This window comes from Streptomyces sp. NPDC030814, from assembly GCF_055572155.1.
Map to the genome: position 1 here is coordinate 1 of NZ_JBVIDX010000028.1, position 19,227 is coordinate 19,227.

Sequence of the window (19,227 nt, forward strand, 5' to 3'; positions counted from 1 at the left end):
GGAGATACGCGACGACATCCACGAAGCCTTCCTCACCCTCGGATGCGCACTCATCTGCTGGAGACGCCTGAAGTCATTGCGATAGGAGTTCTAAGAGGTCCTACCGGTAGCTCGTGCAGCGGGACCAAGTTCGGGTGGATTAGCTCCTCTGCTCTCCAGCAGCGGGGCGGTCCCGGCGTGGCCGCCCGGTCAGCCCTCGAGCGCGGCGGAAGGCGCGTCCCCGTTCTGGGCCTGTCGGGCCCGCTTGGCGAGCACCGTGGCTAGGTCCCGGACACTGTCCTCGTTGACGCCGTCCTTGTCTTTATCCATGGAACCCGCCAGCGTCCACAGCAGCGTCGTGCCGACCCGGGTCTGGGTCACGGCGCCGGGCTCACCGAAGTAGCCGGAAGAACCGAACCGGGCGTCACGCTCGTCACCAATCGGGCCGAGGCTGAACGTCTTGGCCCGCTGTCCCGCCCTCTTGCCGTAGTAGCCGTCCCAGAGCACGTCGTACGCCTTACGGGCAGCCTGTTCGCTATCGTAGGCGATGATCAGAAAGGTGACGGTGGCGGCGGTGTCGTTGCGCCGGAAAGTTGAGCCGCCGAAGAAGCGGGAGTTCTCGCAGCCCGCGTTGCCCTTGATGGGGCAGGCCTCCGAACGGTAGAGCTTGTCCATTTCAACGGTCGTGGGCCGAGCCGACTCCTTCCAACCCTTCATGGCCCCGCCATCCGGCAACGTCTCCCGTACTTGTTCCTTCGTGAGCGCCACCGCCTTGCCGTTCCAGCTGTCGCTCTCCGCGCCACCGTCGCAGCCGGCCAGCAGCAGTGCCGCCGCGATCGCCACGCACCACCGGTAGTTCCTCATGGCCATGCCACCACCCCTCGAGCGGTGATCTTACGCGGACCGCCGTCGCGAGTGATCCTGTTGGCCGCTGCCGGCAGAAAGTCACATGATCTGGGTCTCCTGGTCGCCCGCTTTCGCTCCGCGTCCGGGCGGCACAGATCGTCTCCGTGGTCCGGGGATGCGGGCACAAGGTCCCTCACGCCCCGGGACGCCCGGTCGGGCCTGGACCGTCCGATGCCCCTGCTCATCACTCCGGTAAGCAGGGCGGTGTCGTCCATCGCCGGACCGGGTGCAGAGGGCGCGCCTTCCGATCGCCACGGCTGCCGCGTCGTGGCGGGTGGTCTTCCTAGTCTTGCCGATGAGGGGTTTGTGCCAGTGGCCCACGGCCGCTCCCCCTTGTTATAGGGGCGGCCGGGAGCCTCGTTGTCTGGGGTCAGTCGACCAGTTCGATACCAATGGCCAGGCACCCCAGCCGTTCCTTCTCCGGCGGGTAGATGCACCGGACGTTGGCCAGTTGCTCCTCACGGGTCGCCTCGGGATTCACCTGGGACGGCCCCTCGGCGTCCAGAAGTTCCTCGAACGAGGCGTATACGGCGACCCGCGTCACCCGCGTCAGGCATGACCGGGCGGTGTTCTTCACGGCAAACCTGATCAGGTCACCTACCGCCAAGCCGTCGAACTTCGGGTACTTCACCCGGACTTCCCGGGTCTTGCGGCCGGCGGCCACGAGATCGAAGTACTGGGGGTACAGGTTCAGCTCGATGACGCGGGCTGAGGTGGTGCTCATGTGGTCGGGCTCCCTGCGGGTAAGGACATCAGCCGCGACAGCTCCGCAGCCGAGTACGAGCGGAAGAAGTGCCGGGGGTGGGACAGCAGCAGCTCCGCCAGATTCAGCAGGCGGTCCGCAAACTCTTCCACGGTGCCGGGCCACTTCCGGGTGTCGAGCATCCAGGGTTCAGCGCCTGCGGGCAATGACGCGTCCCCCGAGTGGATGAGGCTCTTGGAGAGCTTGGCGCCCGTCTCGGCGACGATCATCGGGCAGAACAGCCGCGCAGGCAGCTGGCCCCGGGTCAGGCCCACCGCCTGGAGTGCACCGTCAACCAGGAGGCTCCCGGGCATCCAGTCGGTGCCCTTGACCATTACCTGGAGAACCCCGGTCTCCGCGAGCGCGGCGAGTTCCTTGACCATGTTCCGGTACAGGGTGGCGAGGTCGAGATAGCCGCCGCCGGTCGGTGTGATCGTGGCTGTGTAGGGGCCGTGGTGCAGGCAGACCGCCGACACGCGGGCGAGGCCGCGGCCGAGGAGTTCCACGCTGGTGCGTTGTGCATATTTCTCCGCTCACCCGCAGAAGTGCGGGCAGGGCACCCGAAGGTGCGGCACTCCTGTGGAGGGAGCCAGCCAGAGGTTTGCGGCTTCCAGGCGCGGCAGCACCCGCAGCCATGCTTCCCGGAACGGAATGGTCTCTTGCTGCTGCGAGTAGGTTTCCACGCCGTACGGCACGCTTAGCCGCTCCGACAGGGCGTCGAACATGGGCCGGTAGAGGGCGTCGACCAAGCGGGCGATGCCGTCCGTGCCGAGGGCCTGGGCGTATGTCCGCTGGTAGCGGTTCCCCGATACAGGGTCGGTGACGAGCTCGTGCGGCGCGTTGTCCAGTGCCGAGAACCGGATCTCCACGGGCAGGCTGTGGCGTTCGCGGAGCCGGGCTGCCGTGGCGAAGGCCATCGACTGCACCAGCGAAGTACCGGCGTGCGGTGCGCCGTTGATCTGGGTGCCAACCACCAGGGCGATCCGCTGTGTCCTGCTTGAGCGGATGCGCGGGGCGAGAACGTCCTCCACGTTCGTCAGGGCGTTCGCGAGGACGGTGTTCGGGCTGACGAGCGTCATGGAGCTGCCTCTCGTGTCGGTGAGCTGCTGGATGCGTGGGCCGGGCCGCTGTAGCGAAAGGTCTGCGGGCGGCTGGAACGGCAGTTGGTTGCGGGGGAGGCCAGGCGGCCTGTCCGATCCTCGCGTGTCCGCCGGAACACGGGGCGGTGCAAGGACCAGGCGGAGCGCCCGACATGTTGAGGGCCCACACGGTGGAGGCGTGGGCGCTCAATCTGACTGCCACGTAGTCAGGTCAACGCCTCGGTGCCGGCCTCCCGTACACCCGATAGCGAGGGGGGACCCCCGCGCGGGGGATGGCAAGGACCTCCACGGCGTCAACGGTCAGCCGGGGGGGCTCCGCCACGGACTCGGCGAGGACGCCGGAAACGCGCAGCAGGCCGCCGGACTGGACCTCGGTGAGCAGTACGAGCGCGATCCGGGGCAGGTGTTGGTGGTGCAGGACCAGGCCCCGTCGTCCACGACGTCGCCGGTGGGCGAGACGACGACCAGCTGGAACCGGGCGGTCCCCGGCGCATCGCCGGACGTGGGGACGGTGTCGAGGAAGCCGTCGATGGTGAGGGACTTGGTGTCCATCAGCCCACGACCCGGGCGGTGGTGCGGTGGGCGGCGTCGTAGGCATCTACCACCGACTTCCGGATCACCCCGGCGTCGGCGACATGTTGGCCGTTGGCGCGCGCCCACGTCCGGATCGCGGCCAGCGCCTTCCTGCGCTTGTCGCCAGTCGGCGCGGGAGCAACCGGGGGAGTGGTGGGGCGGCCTCCGGCCTTCACCGTGCGCAGGGTCTCCTGCGCCTTCTCTAGCTCGGCCTTGAGGGTGGCGACGCGCTCTTCGGCCTCGCGCTGGGCGTTGTCGGCCTGGCGGCGGACGGTCAGCTCATAGAGGTCGCTGCGGATCCGGGCTGCCTTGTTACGGATCGAGGCGGCCGGGTGGTGCTTCGCCCAGGTGAGCAGGGCGTCGATCCCGTCGTTGCCCAGCGTGCCACAGGACGCCGGATCGGCCGTCGCCCGCGAGTCGGTGTCGGGGTCCGGGGTGGGGGTGTCGTGGTCGGTGTGGTGGAGGGCTTCGGCGAGTTCGCTCTCCGACAGGCCGAGGGTTGCACGGACGTACTCGGGGCTGGAGCCGTTGTTGAGCATGGAGGCGGCGGTGGCGGTGAAGGCGTTGGTGGGCATCGGATCTCCGGTCGTCGGGGTGGCGTCCTCGCGGGTGGTGAGGTGGGGGAGCAGGGGCACGAGATCGTCTTCGTCGCAGGGCAGTCCGAGCGCGCCGAGCAGGTGGGTGAGGTCGTCCTTGTCACGGGCGTGGTAGGCGACCGCAAGGGATGCGGCGATGCTCTGGTCGCTGCCGAGCTCGGTGAGTTCGAGGCCCTCGGCTGCGAGGGCCTCCTTCATGTCGGTGAACATGACCGGCCTTCCTACGCAGCCCTGGTGCGGGGCTTGCGCTGCGCGATGTCCAGGAGCTCGCGGTTGCGCTTCCTCTGGGCATCGGTGAGCGGTCGGGCCTTCGCGCCGTGGCGGTGCCACAGCGAGGAGGCGGGCGGCTCGGGGTAGGCCAGGGCGGGGTCGACGTCGCGTTGAGTGCGTCTCACGGGGTGCCTCCAGGTGGAGGAGTTCGGGCGTGGTCGTCTTCGCGCCGGCGTTTGGACTGGAGGTCGAAGGCGAACCTGCCGAGGCGGGCCTCAACGGGGTTCGCGGCGATCCAGTCCTCAGCGCCCGCCTTGTGGACGGGCTCGCCGGAGTGGGAGCGCATGGGCGTGGGCTTGTCGCACAGCACGCAGGGGCGGTCCTGGCAGCGGTCGAAGTGCTGGCTGTCGCGCCAGTCGAGGAGAGCCCCGGGAGCCGGGACGCGGCCCGGCTCGACAGTGGCTTCTTGCCTCGGGTGCGGGTCACGGCCGGAAGTCGGGCAGCTGTTGGAACACCTGCGCCAGCAGGTCCGGCGTCGGCTTCCAGGCCGGAAGCGCGCCCGTGGCGGGCACGGGAAGGGCGAGCTCCCAGACGTCGTCGAGGACCAGGTGGTGCGCGCCGCGCTCCGCCCAGGGGCTGGTACACCGCTCGGGCCCTTGGTCCAGGTGGCAGCCTGTGAGGCGGGCGACGGCGATGACCGCGCCGAGATGCAGTTCGCGGCCGCGGATCGCGGTGGCGACCAGCGGTTCGCGCAGCACGGCGGGCTCCGGCTTCTTCTTCCCGGCGTGGATGAGGACCCAGCCTTGCCACGGCCAATGCACGGGCCTGTTCTCCGGGTTCTTCCCGGCGAGGATGCAGGTCGCCCAGGGCTGGCGGATCGTGATGCTGCGGATCCAGTCGCCCTCGGGCAGGGTGTCCAGGCTCATGCGGCTCGCCCCCACACACCCGTGCCCGGGCGGCCCGCGCGCCGGCCGTTGATGGCCGCCACCGTTGCGTGCTCCTTCGTCGCGAGGTGCGCGCGGCCCGAGTGCTTTCCGCTGTAGAGGGCGGCATCGGCGGCCCGCTGCAGCAGGTACAGGTCGCGGGAGCCGATCACGTCCGGGGTCGCGACGCCGACCGAGGCGGCGACGTCGACGGTGCGGCCGTCGTCCAGGACGACTGGCGTGCGCAGCATCCTCACCAGCGTCGCGAGGCGGGCCTCGCGGCGGCACGGGGACATCGGCAACACGACGGCGAACTCATCGCCTCCGAGGCGGCCGACGGACGCGCGCGGGCCCGCCCACGAGGTGAGCCGGGCGGCGGTCGCGGCCAGGACAGCATCCCCGGCCGGGTGCCCGAGGTCGTCGTTCACGGCCTTGAAGTGGTCCTGGTCGACCATGACCACGGCCAGGTCGTCGCGGCGGGCCAGGAGCCGGCGGGCTCGCTCGGTGTAGGAGTCGCGGCGCAGCAGGCCGGTCAGCGGGTCGCGACGGGTGGCTGCGAGCTGCCGGTGCAGCGCGACCGCGTGGACCGCCCAGCCGGTCAGTGGCACGGCGGCGGCTGTCAGTAAGAGGGTGCGCTGGCCGATCCGGCCTTGAACGCGCAGGAGGGACGACATACTTGGGTTCTCCGTCTCGTCTCGTACGGGATGGATGGGCCCGGGGCAGCCGTCGAAGCCGGCAAGCAGAGCGGCTGTCCCGGGGCGTAGCTACAGCTCGAAGTCACCGTCGTCGGCGGTGCGGCCCCAGCTGTACGGGTTGTTCCAGCGGCCGACGGTCGCGGCGGGCCAGTCGAGCTCCCAGCCGGGCCGGTAACCGCACGCGCCCCAGCCGTCCGGCCGGTCGTGAGGGATCTCGAGTCCGGCCTCGCGCGCGGCGCGTGCCGCGTCGTAGACCTCGTGCGCGATCCGTACGGCGGCGCTGCGGCTGTCGGCCCGGCCGGTGAAGACGTGCACGCCTTCCAGGCCGGGCTGGGTGGTGCTCTTTGTCGGGACGTCGACCTCGAAGTAGGGCAGGGTCATGACGTCCATCTCCTCTCGTGCTCGCGGTGGTTGAGGGGCCACCGTGACCGCCCCGGCCCCGGCGTGGTGGCCGGGGTCGGGGCGGCACGGAGCGCCCGTCAGCTCATGCGTGGATCGCTTCCCTGGCCTGCGCTTCGAGGTCGGCGCGGCCCTCGGGGTCGTCGTCCTGGTCGTGGTCGTCGGCCTCCTGGTCGACGTCGTCGAATCCGCCGTGGACGGTGCAGACGATGTCCGGGTCCTGGTCGCGGTCGCCGGTGAGCGCACCCCACAGGTCGGTGACCGTGTAGGCCGGCGCCCACGCCTCGCCCTCACATTCGTCGCCGAAGGGGCAGGGCAGCAGGACCTCGAAGCCGACGCTGCCCTCGCCGTCGATGTCCGTGCGCAGGGCGAGGGTGAGGTACTGCTGGCCGATACGGATTTCCGCGACGCGGTCGTCCCCGGCGAGGCGGGAACCGTCCTTCCACCGCCACAGCGGAAGGTTCGGCGCCGAAGTACCGGCGGGGCAGGATCAGGTCGCCCAGGCCGTCGCTGCCGCCCGTGCCGAGCTCGAGGATCCGGATGTTGCTGATCTGCTCCAGGAACGGCTCCAGCCGGTAGAGGCTGTCCGCGAAGAGGACCTCGTTGAAGCCGCCGTCACGGTCGGGCTCGATCTGCTCAGCTCGCCGGGCGGCGACGGTGAGCAGCTGCGCGAGGGCCGCGATGAACCCGCCGGCGGGTCGGTGTCTTCGGACAGTTCGCGCAGGATCGCGGCGAGCTCCGCGGTGTCGACGTCGTCGGCGCCCAGGTCGTCCTGGATCTGCTGGAGCGCCAGGGATGCGATGCCGACCGAGGCGCGGACGCGTTCCAGGCGCGTACGGGAGTGGCCGGTCACCGGTTGGTCGCTTTGGTGGTGGCGATGAGGGCGGCGACGGTCTCCCAGCCGTGGTGCCACGTGCTGTCGAGGTGGAAGGCGCCGTTCATGCCGAAGTCGGCCAGGCGGTAGAAGTTGGCCTTGCCGGTCCTGGCGGCGCACGCCCGCCTGCGGATCGGTCAGGTCTCCGTCCCCTACGGCATCTGCGTCGAACCGAGCAACGTCAAGGCCGGCGGCCACGGCTGCCCGTTCCGGTTCCGCTGCGTCGGATGCGATCACTTCCGCACCGACCCGTCGTACTTGCCAGAGCTGAAGGCCTACCTCGACACGCTGCTGAGAGATCGCGAACGCCTCACCGCCGCAACGGAGTTGGACGACTGGGCCCGCACCGAATCGACCCCGTCCGAAGAGGAGATCAAGCGCATCCGCACCCTGATCCGTCGCGTCGAGACCGACCTCGAAGGACTCACCGACGACGAACGTGCGCAGATCAAGGAAGCCACGCGGACACTGCGCAAGACCCGCACGGTCTCCCTCGGTATGCCCGGAAGCCGGCCCCCGGAGCCGGACCTGCGGCTGGAGCGCGACGCATGACCGCGTCACCGGATCATCTGGCCAAGGCGCGGGCTGCGGACTCCGAACGCCGCCGGGCACGGGTCTACAGGGTTCTCGACCAGCTCGCCGCGAACGGCGAGGAGATCACCGTCTCCTCGGTCGCTCGCGCGGCTGGCGTCCACCGCAGCCTGATCCACCGTCATGGCGACCTCCACGCAGCCGTCCTTGCCCGCGCGGCCGAACCGCCGCCCGGCGCAACCACCGGGGCCCAGGTCAGTCGTCAGTCGCTGCTGGCCGACGTCGCGAACCTCACGACCCGCAACGGGCGCCTGTCCGCGCACATCACCCGGCTCGAACGACGCCTGTCCGAGACACTCGGACAGGCCGCTTGGGAAGCCTCCGGCCTTGGCGCCCCCGCCGACGTCGAGACACTCACGCGCCGGATTGACGAACTGGAGCAACAGATCCTCGGCCTCCGCGCTGAGCTGGAAGAACGGAACGACGACCTAGCTGCGGCGCGGACGGCAAACCGTGAGCTGATGGCACAACTCAATGGGCTTAGCCCTCCACGCCGTTCGTGCTGATCACCCATTGCAACCGCCGTATCGCCTTGTCTGACAGCCGTCCGACCCTTGGCCAGGCCGAAGGGCGCTGCACGACCTTTCCTCGGCTCCACCAGCCGAGGTCGAACGTCGGCTGGCGACGTTTCCACTGCACCGCATATTCCAAGCGGAGCTTTCGATCGGGATGGGTAAGCAACAGCATGAACACGGGGTTCGCATACGAGCCCGGTTCGTAGTGCCAGTGATCGCTGGCCCTCCAACCGTGCCGCTCTGCGATGCCTGACAGGACGATCGCCGGTCCCGGACGTGGAGGCTTCCTCAAGGAAACCCTGTGGTCGACGGGGGGTAGGGAGTTCGGATAGGGCTTCATGTTCGCTCCTGCTGATGAAGTCGGCGATGTGGGGCACGTCCACCGCACGAAACGCTTCAGTATCCGGCGCTTGTGGCCGCTTCATTCCGTCACCCCCGCGAACCTCATGTCGTCGATAGCCCTTAACGGGACCGTCGGCGACTTAGCGATCTCCTACTCCACTACATGAGTCGTGAGCTTGTAGAAGAAGGGTGACGGCGTCGACGTCCCGGCCTGCTCCAGGTATGCGGCCTCGAAGTGCTGCAGCAGCGCAATGTCCCCGTCGATCTCAAGCACACCCTCGCTGGGATCGACTGCTCCAAAGACCAACTCCGTCCACCGTCCGAGGTCGGCCGACCAGACAACAAGGTTGTACGGGGCGAAGAGCACCCACACACTGTCCACCCCCTCAGGGAGCTCGGGCGGCTCCAAGTAGTGCGCGATGACCGGCTGCAAACACTCGACGAATGGGTGGTCAAAGAAATGCGCGATGAGGAAGACACCCCGTGCACGCTCCGGGGCTGACTTCCGCGCCAGCTGCTTGCCCGCCTTCTCGATCATCCCGCCAGCGGTGCGGACCACGTCGTTGGCCGTTACGAACGTTGACCAATGCCAGGTCTCCCTCGGCTCGACCCCCGCAGCGGTCGCCTTGTCAAACTCCGCATCGAACTGCCGAAAGGATCCCGGCAATGACTTCACCTCGAAGTCCGCGAACTGAACATCAGTACGCCCGACCAGGTCACTGAGGGAGAGGTCGGTGCAGATCGACGTCGTCACGTCGAACACCAGGTCTGGACCTCCCCCGGTGTCGACCGACGTCGGTGCGGTCCCGAGAAACGCGGTCGCCAGCAGCGCGGCCAGATGCTCGCCCGACCCCACCTTCAGCTTTGCAAGCTCGTCGGTCTGCACTCCCCGTATGAGTTCTGCGACCGCCCACGACACGGTCTGGTGCCCTATCGCGATGAGATGTGTCCCGCGCGGGTCTTTCTTCATGTTGAGGATTGTGACACCGCTTTGGTCTGCGACATCTGTCGCGCACACAACAGCCACAGACACACCCCGCTGAGCTGCACAGTGATCATGCCTTCCGAACTCTCCGTGGCCGTCCCCCCGAGAGAAAGGCAGTGGTGCAGGCACGCCTTGCGGCCGTCGGCCGTTCCGTGGGTGGTCTTCTCCTGGGTGGCCGGGTCCTCGTAGCTGACCGGGCAGTCGTCGGAGGCGCCCTTCACGCGGGCGCAGTAGTCGTTCTGGACCCAGAAGTCGCCGATCGCGCTGGCGGCGCGGGTAAGTCCGAGCAGGGCGGCGAAGTTCGCGGGACGCTGCATGATGGTGTCTCTTCTGATCTCGATAGGGGTGAGGGAGCGGGGCGGCCGGCCCTTTGCCGCTGCGCGGCCGCCCGGCGGTTCCGCCCCGGCCTGCATCGCCGGGGCGGAGCCGTGAGGGTCAGGCGGCAGGGCGTAGAGCGGTCAGGGCCTTGGGGGCGATGTACGTGGTGGGGTCCACCGGTGTGCCGTCGAAGCATTCCAGGCAGCACCCGAGCTTCTTGGAGAGGCAGTTGAAGAACCGCCTCCCGCAGCCGGAGCAGGTCTGGCGAGCAGCCATCGCCCGGTCCAGCGCCCACTCCTGAGCGAGCGTCGGCGTCCTCTTGTGCTTCGCCAGATCGACGCGGAACAGCCCCGCTCGGGTGGGGTGGTTGCACGACCACTGGGGCCGGTAGGAGCACCACTTGCAGCGCAGGATCGCGACCGGCCCGCGGGCACCGTCCGGGCCGCGGTTGTCGCCCGGGCTGAGGTTCAGGTCCCGTAACTGGCGGCGGGTGACCATCCCGTCGGGCACGGCGCCGCGATCGAACTCCGGCAGGAGCGCCGTGCTGCGCGGTATCCGGTTCGCCTTGAGGCGGCGGCGCTTCTTCCTGGGACGCGGCATCACTGCCTCCAGGTGCCGGGCAACCGGGCGGGGCGGTGCGGGTGGCGAGGGCCAGGGCGGAAAGGGCGGAGTCGGCCGATGCGGCGGCGCGGTCTGGGGATGAGCACGGGCGTTCCTCCAGCGGGTCGGGAGCGGGGACGGCGGCGCCCCGCCGGGGTGGTCCGGCGGGGCGCGGTGTTGTGTGCGGCTGCGGCCGTGGCTACGGGGTGTTGACGCCCGCCGTGGTCTGCGCGCCGGTGGCGGGTTCGGGCAGGACCCAGCAGTCTCGTGCGTGCTCGGTGGCGGCGGCGCGCGCGTTGTGCCTGATCGAGGTGCTGTTGTCGTCACCGATGCCGCAGCCGAGGCAGTGCCAGTGGTAGACCCGGTCGTGCTTCTCCACGACGACGGTGAGAGCGCCACCGCAGGTGCGGATCCGCATCACGGTGCCCTCCGGCACCTTCGCCTGCTGCACGGTCGGGGGCGCTGGGACGGTGTGGGCGAGGTTGATCCACAGCCGTGCCTCTTCCAGCATCTGCTTGCGGCGCTCGCCTTCCTCGGTGCGGACTGCGGTCAGGAGGGCGGCGGCCCTGTTCTGCATCTCGGTGATCTGCATGAATTCCTCCAGCGGGTGGGGCCGGACTGTCCGGACCCAAACAGCCGTCCCGTGCGGTGCGGGACAGGGGGTTTGCAGCGCGTCGGCGCGTTGTTTCGTCGGCCGGGGCGCCAGGTGGTGCGTGGCGGCCGGTCGGCCTGTCCGGTCCTGGCCCGCCCGAGGTGGGGGTGGGCCAGGACCAGGCGGAGCGACCGGAGGTCAGCGCTGGAACGGCTGGGCGTTGTCGGGTGTGTTGCCGAAGTCGTCGCCCGCCGGGTCAGGGAGGAGGGTGTGGAGGTGGAGGGCGGGGTTGAACTGGTACTGCGGCGGGTGGTTGTGGACGATGGGCCGCAGCGTCAGGCCGCGCAGGGCGACGGTGCTGGCCAGGGCCCACATGAGGGCGGCCAGTCCGGTGGCGGCGGCGCGGCCTCCGGCGGGGGTGGCCGACCAGGTCATCGCGAGGCTTGTGCAGCCGAACAGGACCCAGGCTATGCGGGCGCCGGCGTTGCCGAAGAAGCCGCCGATGAGTCCGAGCAGTCCGGTGAGCTGCCAGAAGGCGTAGAGGGCGGCCGGGGTGACGGCGAGGTGAGCGGCCTGCTGGGTGAGGAAGACCCGGATGGGCTGGTCGATCGTTCCCCACAGGCCGTTTCGGTCGCCGGTGCCGGTGGCCGGGGCGGCGGACATGCCTTGGAGGGCGGTGCCGATGATGTCGCCGGCGGTGTCGACCATGATGACGATGAGGCAGAGTCCGGCCATTAGGCCGGTTGCCTTGATCCAGTTCGCGAGTTCGTGCCAGTCGGCGTACCGGGCCTGGGACAGGTCCTCCCAGCGCTGGTAGAGGAAGCCGCCCTCCTTCCAGGATTCCCGCCATGCCGTGCGCAGCCGTACGAGGCGTTGCTTTCCCTGGAGGGCGGGTGCGGGCGGCAGTTCGGTGATGTCGAAGATGCCGGTCGGGCGGTCCTGGCCGGTGGGGGGCGTGTCGTTGGCGGGCATGGTCGCTGCTCCTTCACGGGATGCGGTTGGGCGTGGTGTGCGTGGTCGGCCGGATGGCCTGGCCCGCACCCGACGTCCGCCCGGCGGGGCGTGGTTCGGGTACGAGGCGGGTGATCCGGGATCTGGTGCAGCGCCCCCTTGGTGCGCCACGCTGGGGCTGACACGGAGAAGGAGAGGGGGCGCGATGGGGCTGTTCTCTCGTGAGGAGCCCGTGGTGGAGTTCGAGTCGGTGGTCGACACCGACGGGGTGATCTGGCCGGCCTGGACGGATGACGCCGGTCAGTTGTGGATCGACGCCGAAGAGGGCTTCGAGGTCGCGGTCTCCGGAGCGATCGTCGACGGCGTGATCTATGACGCGTGGATCGACGACCACGGCCAGCTGCGGATCGACATCTGACCTGCGTCCCCGGGCCGGGGCAGGAGGTCATAGTCCGCGTGCGTCGGCCAGGACTGCGGCTTCTTCGAGCATCCGCGTCGGGACGCGGCCGGTCGCGAAGGCGTCGTTGAACGACGGCACCGAGTCCACGTCCGGTCCGAAGTTGCGCCGGATGACGTCCATGAGGACGTCCAGGGCGCGTCCTGCCAGGCTGTGGTCGCCGCCGGCCTGTTTCGTGATGGCTCCAAGCAGACAGACCGCGCCGTCCGTGTCGACAAGGGCACCGGCGCACCAGCCGTCGGTGACCATGCGGTGGTGGGCGCGCTGCAGCAGGGCAGCGACGGGGGTCGGGTACAGGTCCGGCATCGGATGAGCAGCGGTTTCGACGGCGCCGGGGAGGGTGACGGCGTCGGCGAGGTCCACCAGGGCGCTGGGGATGTGCGCGGTGTTGACCTCGAACGCGACGGCGGCTTCGTCCAGCTTGACGGTCATCGCCGCGTCCAGGGCCGCGAGCCGGTCCTCCAGGGAGAGAACCGGCCGTGTGCCGGTACTGGCCGGGCTGGCGGGTGCGGGGGCACCGGTGAGGTTCTGCATGGGGAGGCTCCGGGCAGGGGTGAGCGTCTACGGCGCTCGGTGGCCGAAGTGAGCTCGGTGAGAGAGGAAGGGGTCAGGTTGAGCTGATCCATCCGGTGACGACCTGGATCGCGGTGGTGATGCCGGGGGCGAGGCCGGTGGAGGCGAGGGCGAAGCCGAGCAGCAGGCAGCCGATCCCGGGCCAGATGCGCTGGTAGCCGGTCTTGACCAGCACGCCGACGATGACGGCGAGGGAGAAGGAGATGACCATGAGGGCTCCTGAAGGCAGGTGGGCCGGGTGTTGGTGACCGGGGCGGGACGGGTGTGCCGTCCCGCCCCGGGCAGCGCGTGTGGTGGTCAGTCGGCGGTTTCGACTCCGAAGTCGTGACGCAGCTCGCGCAGCACGTCGTCTGCCGCATCGGCGCGTGCGAGGACCTCGCGGGCCTTGCCGCCGTCGGCGGGGCCGACGATGCCGCGCTCCTCGAGGACGTTCATGAGCTGTTCGACCAGGCCGAAGCCGATGCGCAGCTTGCGCTGCACCATCGCCGGTGATCCGAACTGGCTGGTGATGATCAGCTCGGCGGCATCCACGACCATGGCGCCGTCGATGCCGTCGGGCAGGCTGAGACCCACGTTGGCGCTGGCGTGTTCGGCTCCGGCTCCGTGGGCGGGGGCGTAGAGGCCGTGGTCGACCAGGAGCAGCTGGCCGTCCTGGACGAGGTCACTGAGCGCGTTGCGGACGGTGCCGCCCGCCGCGTCGACCGCCTCGCGGATCTCCTTGGCGGTCATGCGGCGGGTGACGACGGCGAGGATCTGGTCCTTGACGGTCGTCTTCTTCGGCTTGGCCGTGGTGAACATGGGCGGCATCGGCGCACCACCGGCGTTCTCGCCGTCCGGGGTGGGGGCGGGGGCGTTCCAGTCGCCGTAGAGGTCGCCCAGGTCGTACAGGGCGTCGGCTTCCCGGTCGGTGAGGGTGCTGATGGCGCTGTCTGCGGGGAAGATGTCGCCGAGGCCGTCGGGTGAGCCGTCGTCGGGTAGGTGGACGTGCAGGGTGCGCATGAACAGTGCGCCGGAGCCGGTGACGACGTGGCCGGCGCCTTGGGTGGACTGGCCGGGACGGTCGTCCTCGGTGCCCTTCATGCGGTCCATCAGGGACACGGCGGCGCCCAGCCGGTCGGGGACGGGGGCGAGTTCGGCGTCCCCGGCGAGTCCGCCGGTGGCCTGCCGGGCGGCGATTCCGCCGGCGATGCGCAGCACGATGCCGACGCCGCCTTGGACCTGCTCGCGCAGGGAGGCGGCGCCGCCCAGCTTGTCGAGGTTGAGGGTCTGGCCGGCGAAGAGCACGCCGATGCCGAACTTGCGGCCCTCGCGGGCGAGGATGTCGGTCAGTTCGGCGATCTCGTCGCCGTACTCGGGGTCACCGACCTGGGAGTTGAACTCGTCCAGGACCAGGACGAGGGCCGGGTAGGGGGAGTGCGGCGAGAAGTCGTGCCCGACCTCGGAGTTGGTCTCACCGCGCACGCCCATCAGGGCGACGGCCGCGCGCAGCATCCGCACGGTGAACAGCGGGCCGGAGCCCTGGCGGTCGACGTAGCGGCCGACCGCGGTCATCTGCGCGTCGGGGCGGGCGGAGGTCACCCAGGAGACGACGCCGGCGTTGGCGTACGCGGCGCACATCAGCGCCATCGCGACGGTCTTGCCGGAGCCGGTGACCCCGACCAGGAAGCCGTGCAGGGTGCCGGAGGCGGACCGCATGTGGACCTTGGCGTCGCGCCCGTCGTGGCCGGTGCCGATCGTGAACCGCCCGTAGGCGTCCAGGGTGAGCAGTTCACGGGTGGCCCTGCGGGAGGTCCTGAACGGTGCTTCGTCGTACAGCGAGATGAGGACCTCGCGGCCCTGGGCGTCGGCCACGAGCCGCATCTCGGAGGGGTTGATACCGAAGGCGCTGCACAGCCGTTCGTGGTCGACGCGGGCGATCTGGCTGGCGGGGACCGCTGCGAGGATCATCACCCGGCCGGGCACGTCGTCGTCGATCGCGACGACCTGCGCGCCGGGGATCGCCCCGCCGGGGGCGGCGATGTAGTCGTGCCACATCTGGTCGAAGCGGCTCTGTGGCGCGCGGGTCGGCGCGACGGTGAGCCGCATCCGGCCGGGGCCGACGCCGTCGATTTCCTTCAAGGACACTGTGGTGACGGGGTAGCCGTACACGGCGGCGACGTCGACCAGGTCCATGCGGGGCACGGCCGTTCCGGCCGGAGCGACGACATCGGCGACGAAGTCGGGCTGGTCGGCGCCGACCAGCTGCTCGATGTTCTCCAGCCAGGTCTCCTGCGAGACCTTCGCATCGGCCCACATCCGGGCGACGACTCCGGCAAAGTCCGTCGGGTAGGGCTCCACCGCTTCGCTCTCGTCGGTGGGGGTCCATCCGGCGCGGGTAACGGGCAGCCACCCTGCCATCAGGCCGCCCCAGGCGACGGGTACGGCGATCTGCCACCACGAGGTGCCCGGCGCGATCGCGTTCGTCGCATAGAGGGCGGTGCCGGACAGGACGGGCAGCGCCCGCTGGGCGGTCTTGAGCGCCTTGGGGAAGTCACCGGCCTTCACCCGGCGGTACAGCCACCACAGGCAGCCGCTGCCGGCCACGGCGACCGGCGCGTTCACGACGGCCTCACCGAGTTCGGGCAGGACGGGCAGCGCGATGACGGACGCCCCGTACACGGCGCGCTCCACCTTCGCCTTCATGGGCATCCGCTTCATCACGGCAGTGGTCCCTTCTCTCGTGGGTGGAATGGGTGAGGGCCGCGCTCCGGCGGGGGAGCGCGGCCCTCGATCAGGGGTGGATGGGGGGCGGGTCAGGTCTGCCGGTAGAAGCCCGGCTTGGCCTGACGGGCCTTGGAGGCGTTGACGGCGGCGTGGATGCCGCCGTACTGGGCCTGGTGGACGGACTTCAGGTGCGCCATGGCCAGCCGGACGCCGTCGGCGGCGGCCGCGACCGACCCGCCGCTGCCGGCGGCCCGGCGGAACGCGGCGCCCACCTCACCGAGTACGGCGAGGTGCTTGGGGTCGACCTCCGCGGCCGCGGACAGGTCGGTGACGATGTCCGCGAAGTCGGCGTTGCGCTTGGTGCGCTGGGCCTTCAGCAGTGCTTCCTCCGTGAGTTGCTCCGCGGCGGCCTTGAGCGCCGTGAGCTTCGCCTGGAGGGCTTGGTAGCCGTTGGAGGCGCCGTCGGCGCCGACGGCGGGAAGGCTGCTCATCTGGTTGCCTCCGATCAGTTCTCGTTGTGCAGGCGCGCGCTGGGCGTGGCAAGGCCCGCGTCGGCCGTCGCAGCGGTGACGGGCTGGTGGTCACGCTTCAGGGCGTGCTCCTCCGCCTCGGACAGTTCGGCCGCATCCAGGCAGTCCTTGGCTGCACGGTCGACGGAGCGGATCAGGCCTGTGACTTGGTTCATCAGCTCGGCCAGCGCGGCTGCGATCTTGTTACTGGCGACGTTGTGGTCGCTGGCGAGGTCCGCGGAGATGTTCTCCAGCGCGGAGAGCAGCTTGCGGGCCGTTTTGGACAGGGCGTCGTAGTCGTCGTGTGCCTCCATGCCCTGCGTCGTGAGCTTCTCCAGGGCCCGGCAGGCCTCGCCTGCCGTGATCTCGGTGGCGTGCCGGGCAGCCTGGCTGCCCGACCTCGGGGTGACGGAGTACGTCCCGACCGGGGCCGGTTCCATAGGAATGGCTTCCTTTCTGCGGGTGGTGCCGGGCCGCTGCCCGGCCGCGCGCTGCGGGGCACGGGGTAGGGCCGGCGGCCCGGACTCGGGCAGGCTGGGGCGGGCGGGTGCGATCGGCGTGGGTTCCCACGGTGTGCCGTTACGGCGGGCCGGGCCGTCCTGGACCACGGTGTGCGTCGCGGGCGCAGGCTGGGCGAAGTCCCAGGGCGAGGCCCGCGCCCAGGTGAAGCCGGGGTTCGGTCCGGTGCCGGGACCCGCAGGTCCCGCGGCGGCCGGACCGGAGCCGGCCGGGCCCGGTGTCTGGCCCGCACCCGGACCCGTGCTGCCGGGACCGCTGGAGGGCCCGTGCTTCCACGGCCCCTTACCGGCCTGCGCACCGGATCCCGGTCCTGTCCCTTTCGGGGTGCCGGTGTTCATCGGCCCGCCGGCCCTTCCCCCGCCGGGCGGAGCAGTGCTCGTGCCTCCCTTCGGCGACGACTTGGCGTTCGGGTTGGGGTTGTTGATGCAGCCGGTGACCGCGCCGCGGCGTTTCTTCCAGCGGTCGTCCATGGTTTCGCCGACCGCCTGCCAGAACGTCGTACGACCGCCGGTCTTACCCGAAGCCTTTCCGGCCCCTGGTGATCCCGGCCCGGACGCCTTGCCACCGCCCTTCGCCGTCCCGTTGACACTGCCGGGCGGGATACCGCCGGGCTGTTTCGGGCTGCCCTTCGGCGCACCGTTCACGCCGCCCGGCACACTGCCGCCGGTCTTCGGACCGCTCCTCGCGGTGCCATTGACGCTGCCCGGCGCGCCCTTGCCCGCGCTGCCGGGCTGGCTGGTCTTGCTCAGGACCGGTGTGGCGGGCGCGCGGCGGTTCCACCGGTCGCGCAGGGTGTTGCCGACCGCCTGGGGCAGCGTCGTACGACCGTGCTTGGAGCCGCCCTTCGACGTGCCGGACGGTCCCGAAGGACCGGACGGCGCAGGCCCGTTCGAGCCGCCGCCTCTGCTGCTGGGGCCGCGCCCACCGCCTCCAGAGCCGCCGGAGCCGGAGCCTGGATGGCCCGATTGCTTGCCGGTAGGGCCGTTGGGCCTGCCGGACGAAGCACCGCCGGAAGACCCCGGCTTGCCGGGGGCGTTCCGCTGGCCGCCCCCGCCTCGAGCACCGGGTCCTCCGGGGCCCTGTCCGCGCCCCCCGCTCGAGCCGCCAGACGGCCCGCTGAGGGCCCGGCGTGACCCGCCCGGCCCGGAGGGGCCCGCGCCGCGTCCAGAGCCTCCAGAGGACCGCCCAAGGGCCCCTTTGCCGTAGTCGTGTGACGACTGCACACCCCGGTTCCGCTGCGCCTTGGCGCGTTCGGCCCCGGCTTCCGCAGTCAGCTTCGTGGCGTCCGCATCGGCCTTGGCCGCCAGCAGTTCCATTTCCCTCTTGTGCTTGGCGGCTTCCGCCCGGCACGGCCCGGATTCCTGAATCCAGGCGTGGATTCCTTCGAAGGCAGCGAGGGCGATAGCCAGAATCGCGGCCATCGACAGCGCTCCCGTCCGGGGAGGTCCGGCATCGGCCGGGTTATCGCCTGTTCCTTCACTGCGGAATGTCGCGGGAACGATTCCGGGCGGAGGCGGCGTGACGGGCGGAGCGGGCAGGTCGAACGGGGAAATGCGGTCTGTTTCCGGATCCTCGTTTCCCTCGGTATCCGCTGCGCTGTTCCCTTCCGGATCCGCGTCGCCGTCCGCTGCCAGGGCGGGAACGGGCGGGGTGGCGGGGGGCGGCAGAGAGCCGATCCGAGGGATCGGGATCACGTTGTCCGGACTCTCGTCATCGGACACGTGCCCTCCCTTCGTGGTGACGGCCGGTCACCGGGAGGGGGGTTCCTCGCACGCGTACGTAGCACGCGTGGTTGGGCCCCCACAACCCGGCACTTCGGCGGTGATGATGATGACGATGACGGTCACGCAAGGTGAGTGCGGTAGATCCGCTCCAGCTCACCGGAGACCGCGTTGAACACGTTCTTGTCGCCCGTCTTCCGGGCCTTCTGCAGCGCCGACACCTTCACGAGGTCGAGCCACACCCGCATGAATTCTTCGGGCGCGCCTTCTCCCTTTTTGTGCGCCGCCTCAAATTTCTCGTTCCAGTACGCCGCCTTTTTCTGCGACATCCCAGAAGCCTGCATTTAGGCGCCCCTCCGGTTCTGGTTGAAGAAGTCCCCCAATACCTGGGGGGCACCGGCCTGTTCGGCCTCGTTCTGCGAGGGCGCCAGACGCTCCAGGCTGCGGGTCACGGAGTTGTGCGCGATTCCGTGGATCTGGCCCTTCTTCTGTGCCTTCTTCAGGGCCTTTTTCTCACGGTCGTCGGCCACTTTCTTCGGGTCGGTCTTCTCATACGCGCCCGCCGTGCCGTTGATGGCTTTCGCGGCCTTACGCATGGCCTTGGCCGCGTCCCTGAGCGGCTTCACCCGCTTCTTCGCGCGAAGGGCCGCCGACCAGGGCATGTCCCCCTCGACGTCGCGCTGCTTCAGGTCCGCCTCGATGGCATCGGCCAGGGCGTCGTAGCTCTGCGCGTCGTTGAGCAGGCCCGCGTTGTGTTGCGCCTGCCAGGCCTCGCGCGTTCCGTCCAGGCGCAGAGCCTGGACACCGGACGCCACGCGAGTCGCGATGTCCTTGCTGCTCATGGGCTTTTTCTC

The 19,227-nt window shown here is 70.1% G+C and carries 25 protein-coding genes and 3 pseudogenes; 3 read left to right on the forward strand and 25 right to left on the reverse strand.

The features are described 5' to 3' along the window. Positions 1–189 precede the first annotated feature (189 nt). The 13 genes and pseudogenes from ACZ43N_RS36015 to ACZ43N_RS36075 all read right to left on the reverse strand — a co-directional run. Entirely contained in the window at positions 190–849 is a 660-nt protein-coding gene (locus ACZ43N_RS36015) for a hypothetical protein (protein WP_468103261.1), read from the reverse strand. A gap of 84 nt (positions 850–933) precedes the next feature. Then, positions 934–1,200: pseudogene (locus tag ACZ43N_RS36020) on the reverse strand (IS200/IS605 family accessory protein TnpB-related protein); the annotation flags it as partial. A gap of 55 nt (positions 1,201–1,255) precedes the next feature. Then, positions 1,256–1,609: an ASCH domain-containing protein gene (locus tag ACZ43N_RS36025; protein WP_468103262.1), complete on the reverse strand. Its 354-nt coding sequence runs from the start codon at positions 1,607–1,609 to the stop codon at positions 1,256–1,258. Further along, positions 1,606–2,133: a hypothetical protein gene (locus ACZ43N_RS36030; protein ID WP_468103263.1), complete on the reverse strand. Its 528-nt coding sequence runs from the start codon at positions 2,131–2,133 to the stop codon at positions 1,606–1,608. The genes ACZ43N_RS36025 and ACZ43N_RS36030 overlap by 4 nt, the downstream gene beginning before the upstream one ends. A 27-nt stretch (positions 2,134–2,160) precedes the next feature. Further along, a complete protein-coding gene (locus ACZ43N_RS36035) occupies positions 2,161–2,706 on the reverse strand; it encodes a hypothetical protein (RefSeq protein WP_468103264.1) in 546 nt (181 codons plus the stop codon). A gap of 321 nt (positions 2,707–3,027) precedes the next feature. Next, positions 3,028–3,279: a hypothetical protein gene (locus tag ACZ43N_RS36040; RefSeq protein WP_468103265.1), complete on the reverse strand. Its 252-nt coding sequence runs from the start codon at positions 3,277–3,279 to the stop codon at positions 3,028–3,030. Further along, positions 3,279–4,106, reverse strand: a complete 828-nt coding sequence (locus ACZ43N_RS36045) for an Lsr2 family DNA-binding protein (protein ID WP_468103266.1) — start codon at positions 4,104–4,106, stop codon at positions 3,279–3,281. The genes ACZ43N_RS36040 and ACZ43N_RS36045 overlap by 1 nt, the downstream gene beginning before the upstream one ends. 11 nt (positions 4,107–4,117) lie before the next feature. Next, positions 4,118–4,291 carry a hypothetical protein gene (locus ACZ43N_RS36050; protein WP_468103267.1) on the reverse strand — a complete coding sequence of 58 codons (174 nt, stop codon included), beginning with the start codon at positions 4,289–4,291 and terminating at the stop codon, positions 4,118–4,120. 297 nt (positions 4,292–4,588) lie between these two features. Continuing rightward, the gene (locus ACZ43N_RS36055; protein ID WP_468103268.1) at positions 4,589–5,032 is read right to left on the reverse strand and encodes an ASCH domain-containing protein; all 444 of its coding nucleotides are present in this window, start codon (positions 5,030–5,032) and stop codon (positions 4,589–4,591) included. Next, positions 5,029–5,703 (reverse strand): GGDEF domain-containing protein, encoded by a 675-nt coding sequence (locus tag ACZ43N_RS36060; protein ID WP_468103269.1) that lies wholly within the window; start codon positions 5,701–5,703, stop codon positions 5,029–5,031. The genes ACZ43N_RS36055 and ACZ43N_RS36060 overlap by 4 nt, the downstream gene beginning before the upstream one ends. Before the next feature lie 90 nt (positions 5,704–5,793). Beyond that, positions 5,794–6,105 carry a hypothetical protein gene (locus tag ACZ43N_RS36065; RefSeq protein WP_468103270.1) on the reverse strand — a complete coding sequence of 104 codons (312 nt, stop codon included), beginning with the start codon at positions 6,103–6,105 and terminating at the stop codon, positions 5,794–5,796. A gap of 103 nt (positions 6,106–6,208) precedes the next feature. Next, a pseudogene (locus ACZ43N_RS36070) lies at positions 6,209–6,734 on the reverse strand (ATP-binding protein); the annotation flags it as partial. Further along, positions 6,735–6,976 (reverse strand): annotated as a pseudogene (locus ACZ43N_RS36075) (hypothetical protein); the annotation flags it as partial. Positions 6,977–7,096: 120 nt separating this feature from the next. On the opposite strand from ACZ43N_RS36075, the gene ACZ43N_RS36080 reads away from it, so the two are divergent. Together ACZ43N_RS36080 and ACZ43N_RS36085 are read left to right on the forward strand one after the other, a co-directional pair. After that, the gene (locus tag ACZ43N_RS36080; RefSeq protein WP_468103271.1) at positions 7,097–7,549 is read left to right on the forward strand and encodes a transposase; all 453 of its coding nucleotides are present in this window, start codon (positions 7,097–7,099) and stop codon (positions 7,547–7,549) included. After that, on the forward strand, positions 7,546–8,094 hold the full coding sequence (locus ACZ43N_RS36085; RefSeq protein ID WP_468103272.1) for a hypothetical protein: 549 nt from the start codon (positions 7,546–7,548) through the stop codon (positions 8,092–8,094). Before ACZ43N_RS36080 ends, ACZ43N_RS36085 begins: the two co-directional genes overlap by 4 nt. Positions 8,095–8,596: 502 nt before the next feature. Here the strand turns inward: ACZ43N_RS36085 and ACZ43N_RS36090 are convergent. The 5 genes from ACZ43N_RS36090 to ACZ43N_RS36110 form a co-directional block, all read right to left on the reverse strand. Continuing rightward, positions 8,597–9,415, reverse strand: coding sequence for a hypothetical protein (locus ACZ43N_RS36090; protein ID WP_468103273.1), 819 nt, complete (start codon positions 9,413–9,415; stop codon positions 8,597–8,599). Next, entirely contained in the window at positions 9,412–9,747 is a 336-nt protein-coding gene (locus ACZ43N_RS36095) for a hypothetical protein (RefSeq protein WP_468103274.1), read from the reverse strand. The genes ACZ43N_RS36090 and ACZ43N_RS36095 overlap by 4 nt, the downstream gene beginning before the upstream one ends. Positions 9,748–9,865: 118 nt before the next feature. Next, positions 9,866–10,348: an RRQRL motif-containing zinc-binding protein gene (locus ACZ43N_RS36100; protein ID WP_468103275.1), complete on the reverse strand. Its 483-nt coding sequence runs from the start codon at positions 10,346–10,348 to the stop codon at positions 9,866–9,868. A 199-nt stretch (positions 10,349–10,547) separates the two neighbouring features. Further along, a complete protein-coding gene (locus ACZ43N_RS36105; protein ID WP_468103276.1) occupies positions 10,548–10,940 on the reverse strand; it encodes a hypothetical protein in 393 nt (130 codons plus the stop codon). A 198-nt stretch (positions 10,941–11,138) separates the two neighbouring features. Further along, a complete protein-coding gene (locus tag ACZ43N_RS36110) occupies positions 11,139–11,912 on the reverse strand; it encodes a hypothetical protein (RefSeq protein ID WP_468103277.1) in 774 nt (257 codons plus the stop codon). 184 nt (positions 11,913–12,096) lie between these two features. On the opposite strand from ACZ43N_RS36110, the gene ACZ43N_RS36115 reads away from it, so the two are divergent. After that, positions 12,097–12,309 carry a hypothetical protein gene (locus ACZ43N_RS36115; protein ID WP_468103278.1) on the forward strand — a complete coding sequence of 71 codons (213 nt, stop codon included), beginning with the start codon at positions 12,097–12,099 and terminating at the stop codon, positions 12,307–12,309. Positions 12,310–12,336: 27 nt separating this feature from the next. On the opposite strand, the gene ACZ43N_RS36120 is transcribed toward ACZ43N_RS36115, so the two are convergent. From ACZ43N_RS36120 to ACZ43N_RS36150, 7 genes are all read right to left on the reverse strand, one after another. Further along, positions 12,337–12,882 carry a DUF6197 family protein gene (locus tag ACZ43N_RS36120; protein WP_468103279.1) on the reverse strand — a complete coding sequence of 182 codons (546 nt, stop codon included), beginning with the start codon at positions 12,880–12,882 and terminating at the stop codon, positions 12,337–12,339. Between the two features lie 73 nt (positions 12,883–12,955). Further along, positions 12,956–13,132 (reverse strand): hypothetical protein, encoded by a 177-nt coding sequence (locus ACZ43N_RS36125; protein ID WP_468103280.1) that lies wholly within the window; start codon positions 13,130–13,132, stop codon positions 12,956–12,958. 86 nt (positions 13,133–13,218) lie between these two features. Next, positions 13,219–15,618 (reverse strand): DNA translocase FtsK, encoded by a 2,400-nt coding sequence (locus tag ACZ43N_RS36130; RefSeq protein ID WP_468103281.1) that lies wholly within the window; start codon positions 15,616–15,618, stop codon positions 13,219–13,221. 95 nt (positions 15,619–15,713) lie between these two features. Continuing rightward, positions 15,714–16,115 carry a conjugal transfer protein TraB gene (locus tag ACZ43N_RS36135; protein ID WP_468103282.1) on the reverse strand — a complete coding sequence of 134 codons (402 nt, stop codon included), beginning with the start codon at positions 16,113–16,115 and terminating at the stop codon, positions 15,714–15,716. A 14-nt stretch (positions 16,116–16,129) separates the two neighbouring features. Next, positions 16,130–17,296 carry a hypothetical protein gene (locus tag ACZ43N_RS36140; protein WP_468103283.1) on the reverse strand — a complete coding sequence of 389 codons (1,167 nt, stop codon included), beginning with the start codon at positions 17,294–17,296 and terminating at the stop codon, positions 16,130–16,132. A gap of 1,199 nt (positions 17,297–18,495) precedes the next feature. Then, complete coding sequence (locus tag ACZ43N_RS36145) at positions 18,496–18,702, reverse strand: hypothetical protein (RefSeq protein WP_468103284.1); 207 nt, start codon at positions 18,700–18,702, stop codon at positions 18,496–18,498. 15 nt (positions 18,703–18,717) lie between these two features. Beyond that, positions 18,718–19,215 carry a hypothetical protein gene (locus ACZ43N_RS36150; RefSeq protein WP_468103285.1) on the reverse strand — a complete coding sequence of 166 codons (498 nt, stop codon included), beginning with the start codon at positions 19,213–19,215 and terminating at the stop codon, positions 18,718–18,720. Positions 19,216–19,227: the final 12 nt, after the last annotated feature.

Excerpts from the sequence above, each read along its gene's own strand:
- ACZ43N_RS36135 (WP_468103282.1), bottom strand. The coding sequence starts at position 16,115 with ATGAGCAGCCTTCCCGCCGTCGGCGCCGACGGCGCCTCCAACGGCTAC.
- ACZ43N_RS36060 (WP_468103269.1), bottom strand. The coding sequence starts at position 5,703 with ATGTCGTCCCTCCTGCGCGTTCAAGGCCGGATCGGCCAGCGCACCCTC.
- ACZ43N_RS36090 (WP_468103273.1), bottom strand. The coding sequence starts at position 9,415 with ATGAAGAAAGACCCGCGCGGGACACATCTCATCGCGATAGGGCACCAG.
- ACZ43N_RS36015 (WP_468103261.1), bottom strand. The coding sequence starts at position 849 with ATGGCCATGAGGAACTACCGGTGGTGCGTGGCGATCGCGGCGGCACTG.
- ACZ43N_RS36120 (WP_468103279.1), bottom strand. The coding sequence starts at position 12,882 with ATGCAGAACCTCACCGGTGCCCCCGCACCCGCCAGCCCGGCCAGTACC.
- ACZ43N_RS36040 (WP_468103265.1), bottom strand. The coding sequence starts at position 3,279 with ATGGACACCAAGTCCCTCACCATCGACGGCTTCCTCGACACCGTCCCC.
- ACZ43N_RS36105 (WP_468103276.1), bottom strand. The coding sequence starts at position 10,940 with ATGCAGATCACCGAGATGCAGAACAGGGCCGCCGCCCTCCTGACCGCA.
- ACZ43N_RS36095 (WP_468103274.1), bottom strand. The coding sequence starts at position 9,747 with ATGCAGCGTCCCGCGAACTTCGCCGCCCTGCTCGGACTTACCCGCGCC.
- ACZ43N_RS36035 (WP_468103264.1), bottom strand. The coding sequence starts at position 2,706 with ATGACGCTCGTCAGCCCGAACACCGTCCTCGCGAACGCCCTGACGAAC.
- ACZ43N_RS36025 (WP_468103262.1), bottom strand. The coding sequence starts at position 1,609 with ATGAGCACCACCTCAGCCCGCGTCATCGAGCTGAACCTGTACCCCCAG.
- ACZ43N_RS36125 (WP_468103280.1), bottom strand. The coding sequence starts at position 13,132 with ATGGTCATCTCCTTCTCCCTCGCCGTCATCGTCGGCGTGCTGGTCAAG.
- ACZ43N_RS36110 (WP_468103277.1), bottom strand. The coding sequence starts at position 11,912 with ATGCCCGCCAACGACACGCCCCCCACCGGCCAGGACCGCCCGACCGGC.
- ACZ43N_RS36130 (WP_468103281.1), bottom strand. The coding sequence starts at position 15,618 with ATGAAGCGGATGCCCATGAAGGCGAAGGTGGAGCGCGCCGTGTACGGG.
- ACZ43N_RS36085 (WP_468103272.1), top strand. The coding sequence starts at position 7,546 with ATGACCGCGTCACCGGATCATCTGGCCAAGGCGCGGGCTGCGGACTCC.
- ACZ43N_RS36115 (WP_468103278.1), top strand. The coding sequence starts at position 12,097 with ATGGGGCTGTTCTCTCGTGAGGAGCCCGTGGTGGAGTTCGAGTCGGTG.
- ACZ43N_RS36145 (WP_468103284.1), bottom strand. The coding sequence starts at position 18,702 with ATGTCGCAGAAAAAGGCGGCGTACTGGAACGAGAAATTTGAGGCGGCG.
- ACZ43N_RS36100 (WP_468103275.1), bottom strand. The coding sequence starts at position 10,348 with ATGCCGCGTCCCAGGAAGAAGCGCCGCCGCCTCAAGGCGAACCGGATA.
- ACZ43N_RS36065 (WP_468103270.1), bottom strand. The coding sequence starts at position 6,105 with ATGACCCTGCCCTACTTCGAGGTCGACGTCCCGACAAAGAGCACCACC.
- ACZ43N_RS36150 (WP_468103285.1), bottom strand. The coding sequence starts at position 19,215 with ATGAGCAGCAAGGACATCGCGACTCGCGTGGCGTCCGGTGTCCAGGCT.
- ACZ43N_RS36045 (WP_468103266.1), bottom strand. The coding sequence starts at position 4,106 with ATGTTCACCGACATGAAGGAGGCCCTCGCAGCCGAGGGCCTCGAACTC.
- ACZ43N_RS36055 (WP_468103268.1), bottom strand. The coding sequence starts at position 5,032 with ATGAGCCTGGACACCCTGCCCGAGGGCGACTGGATCCGCAGCATCACG.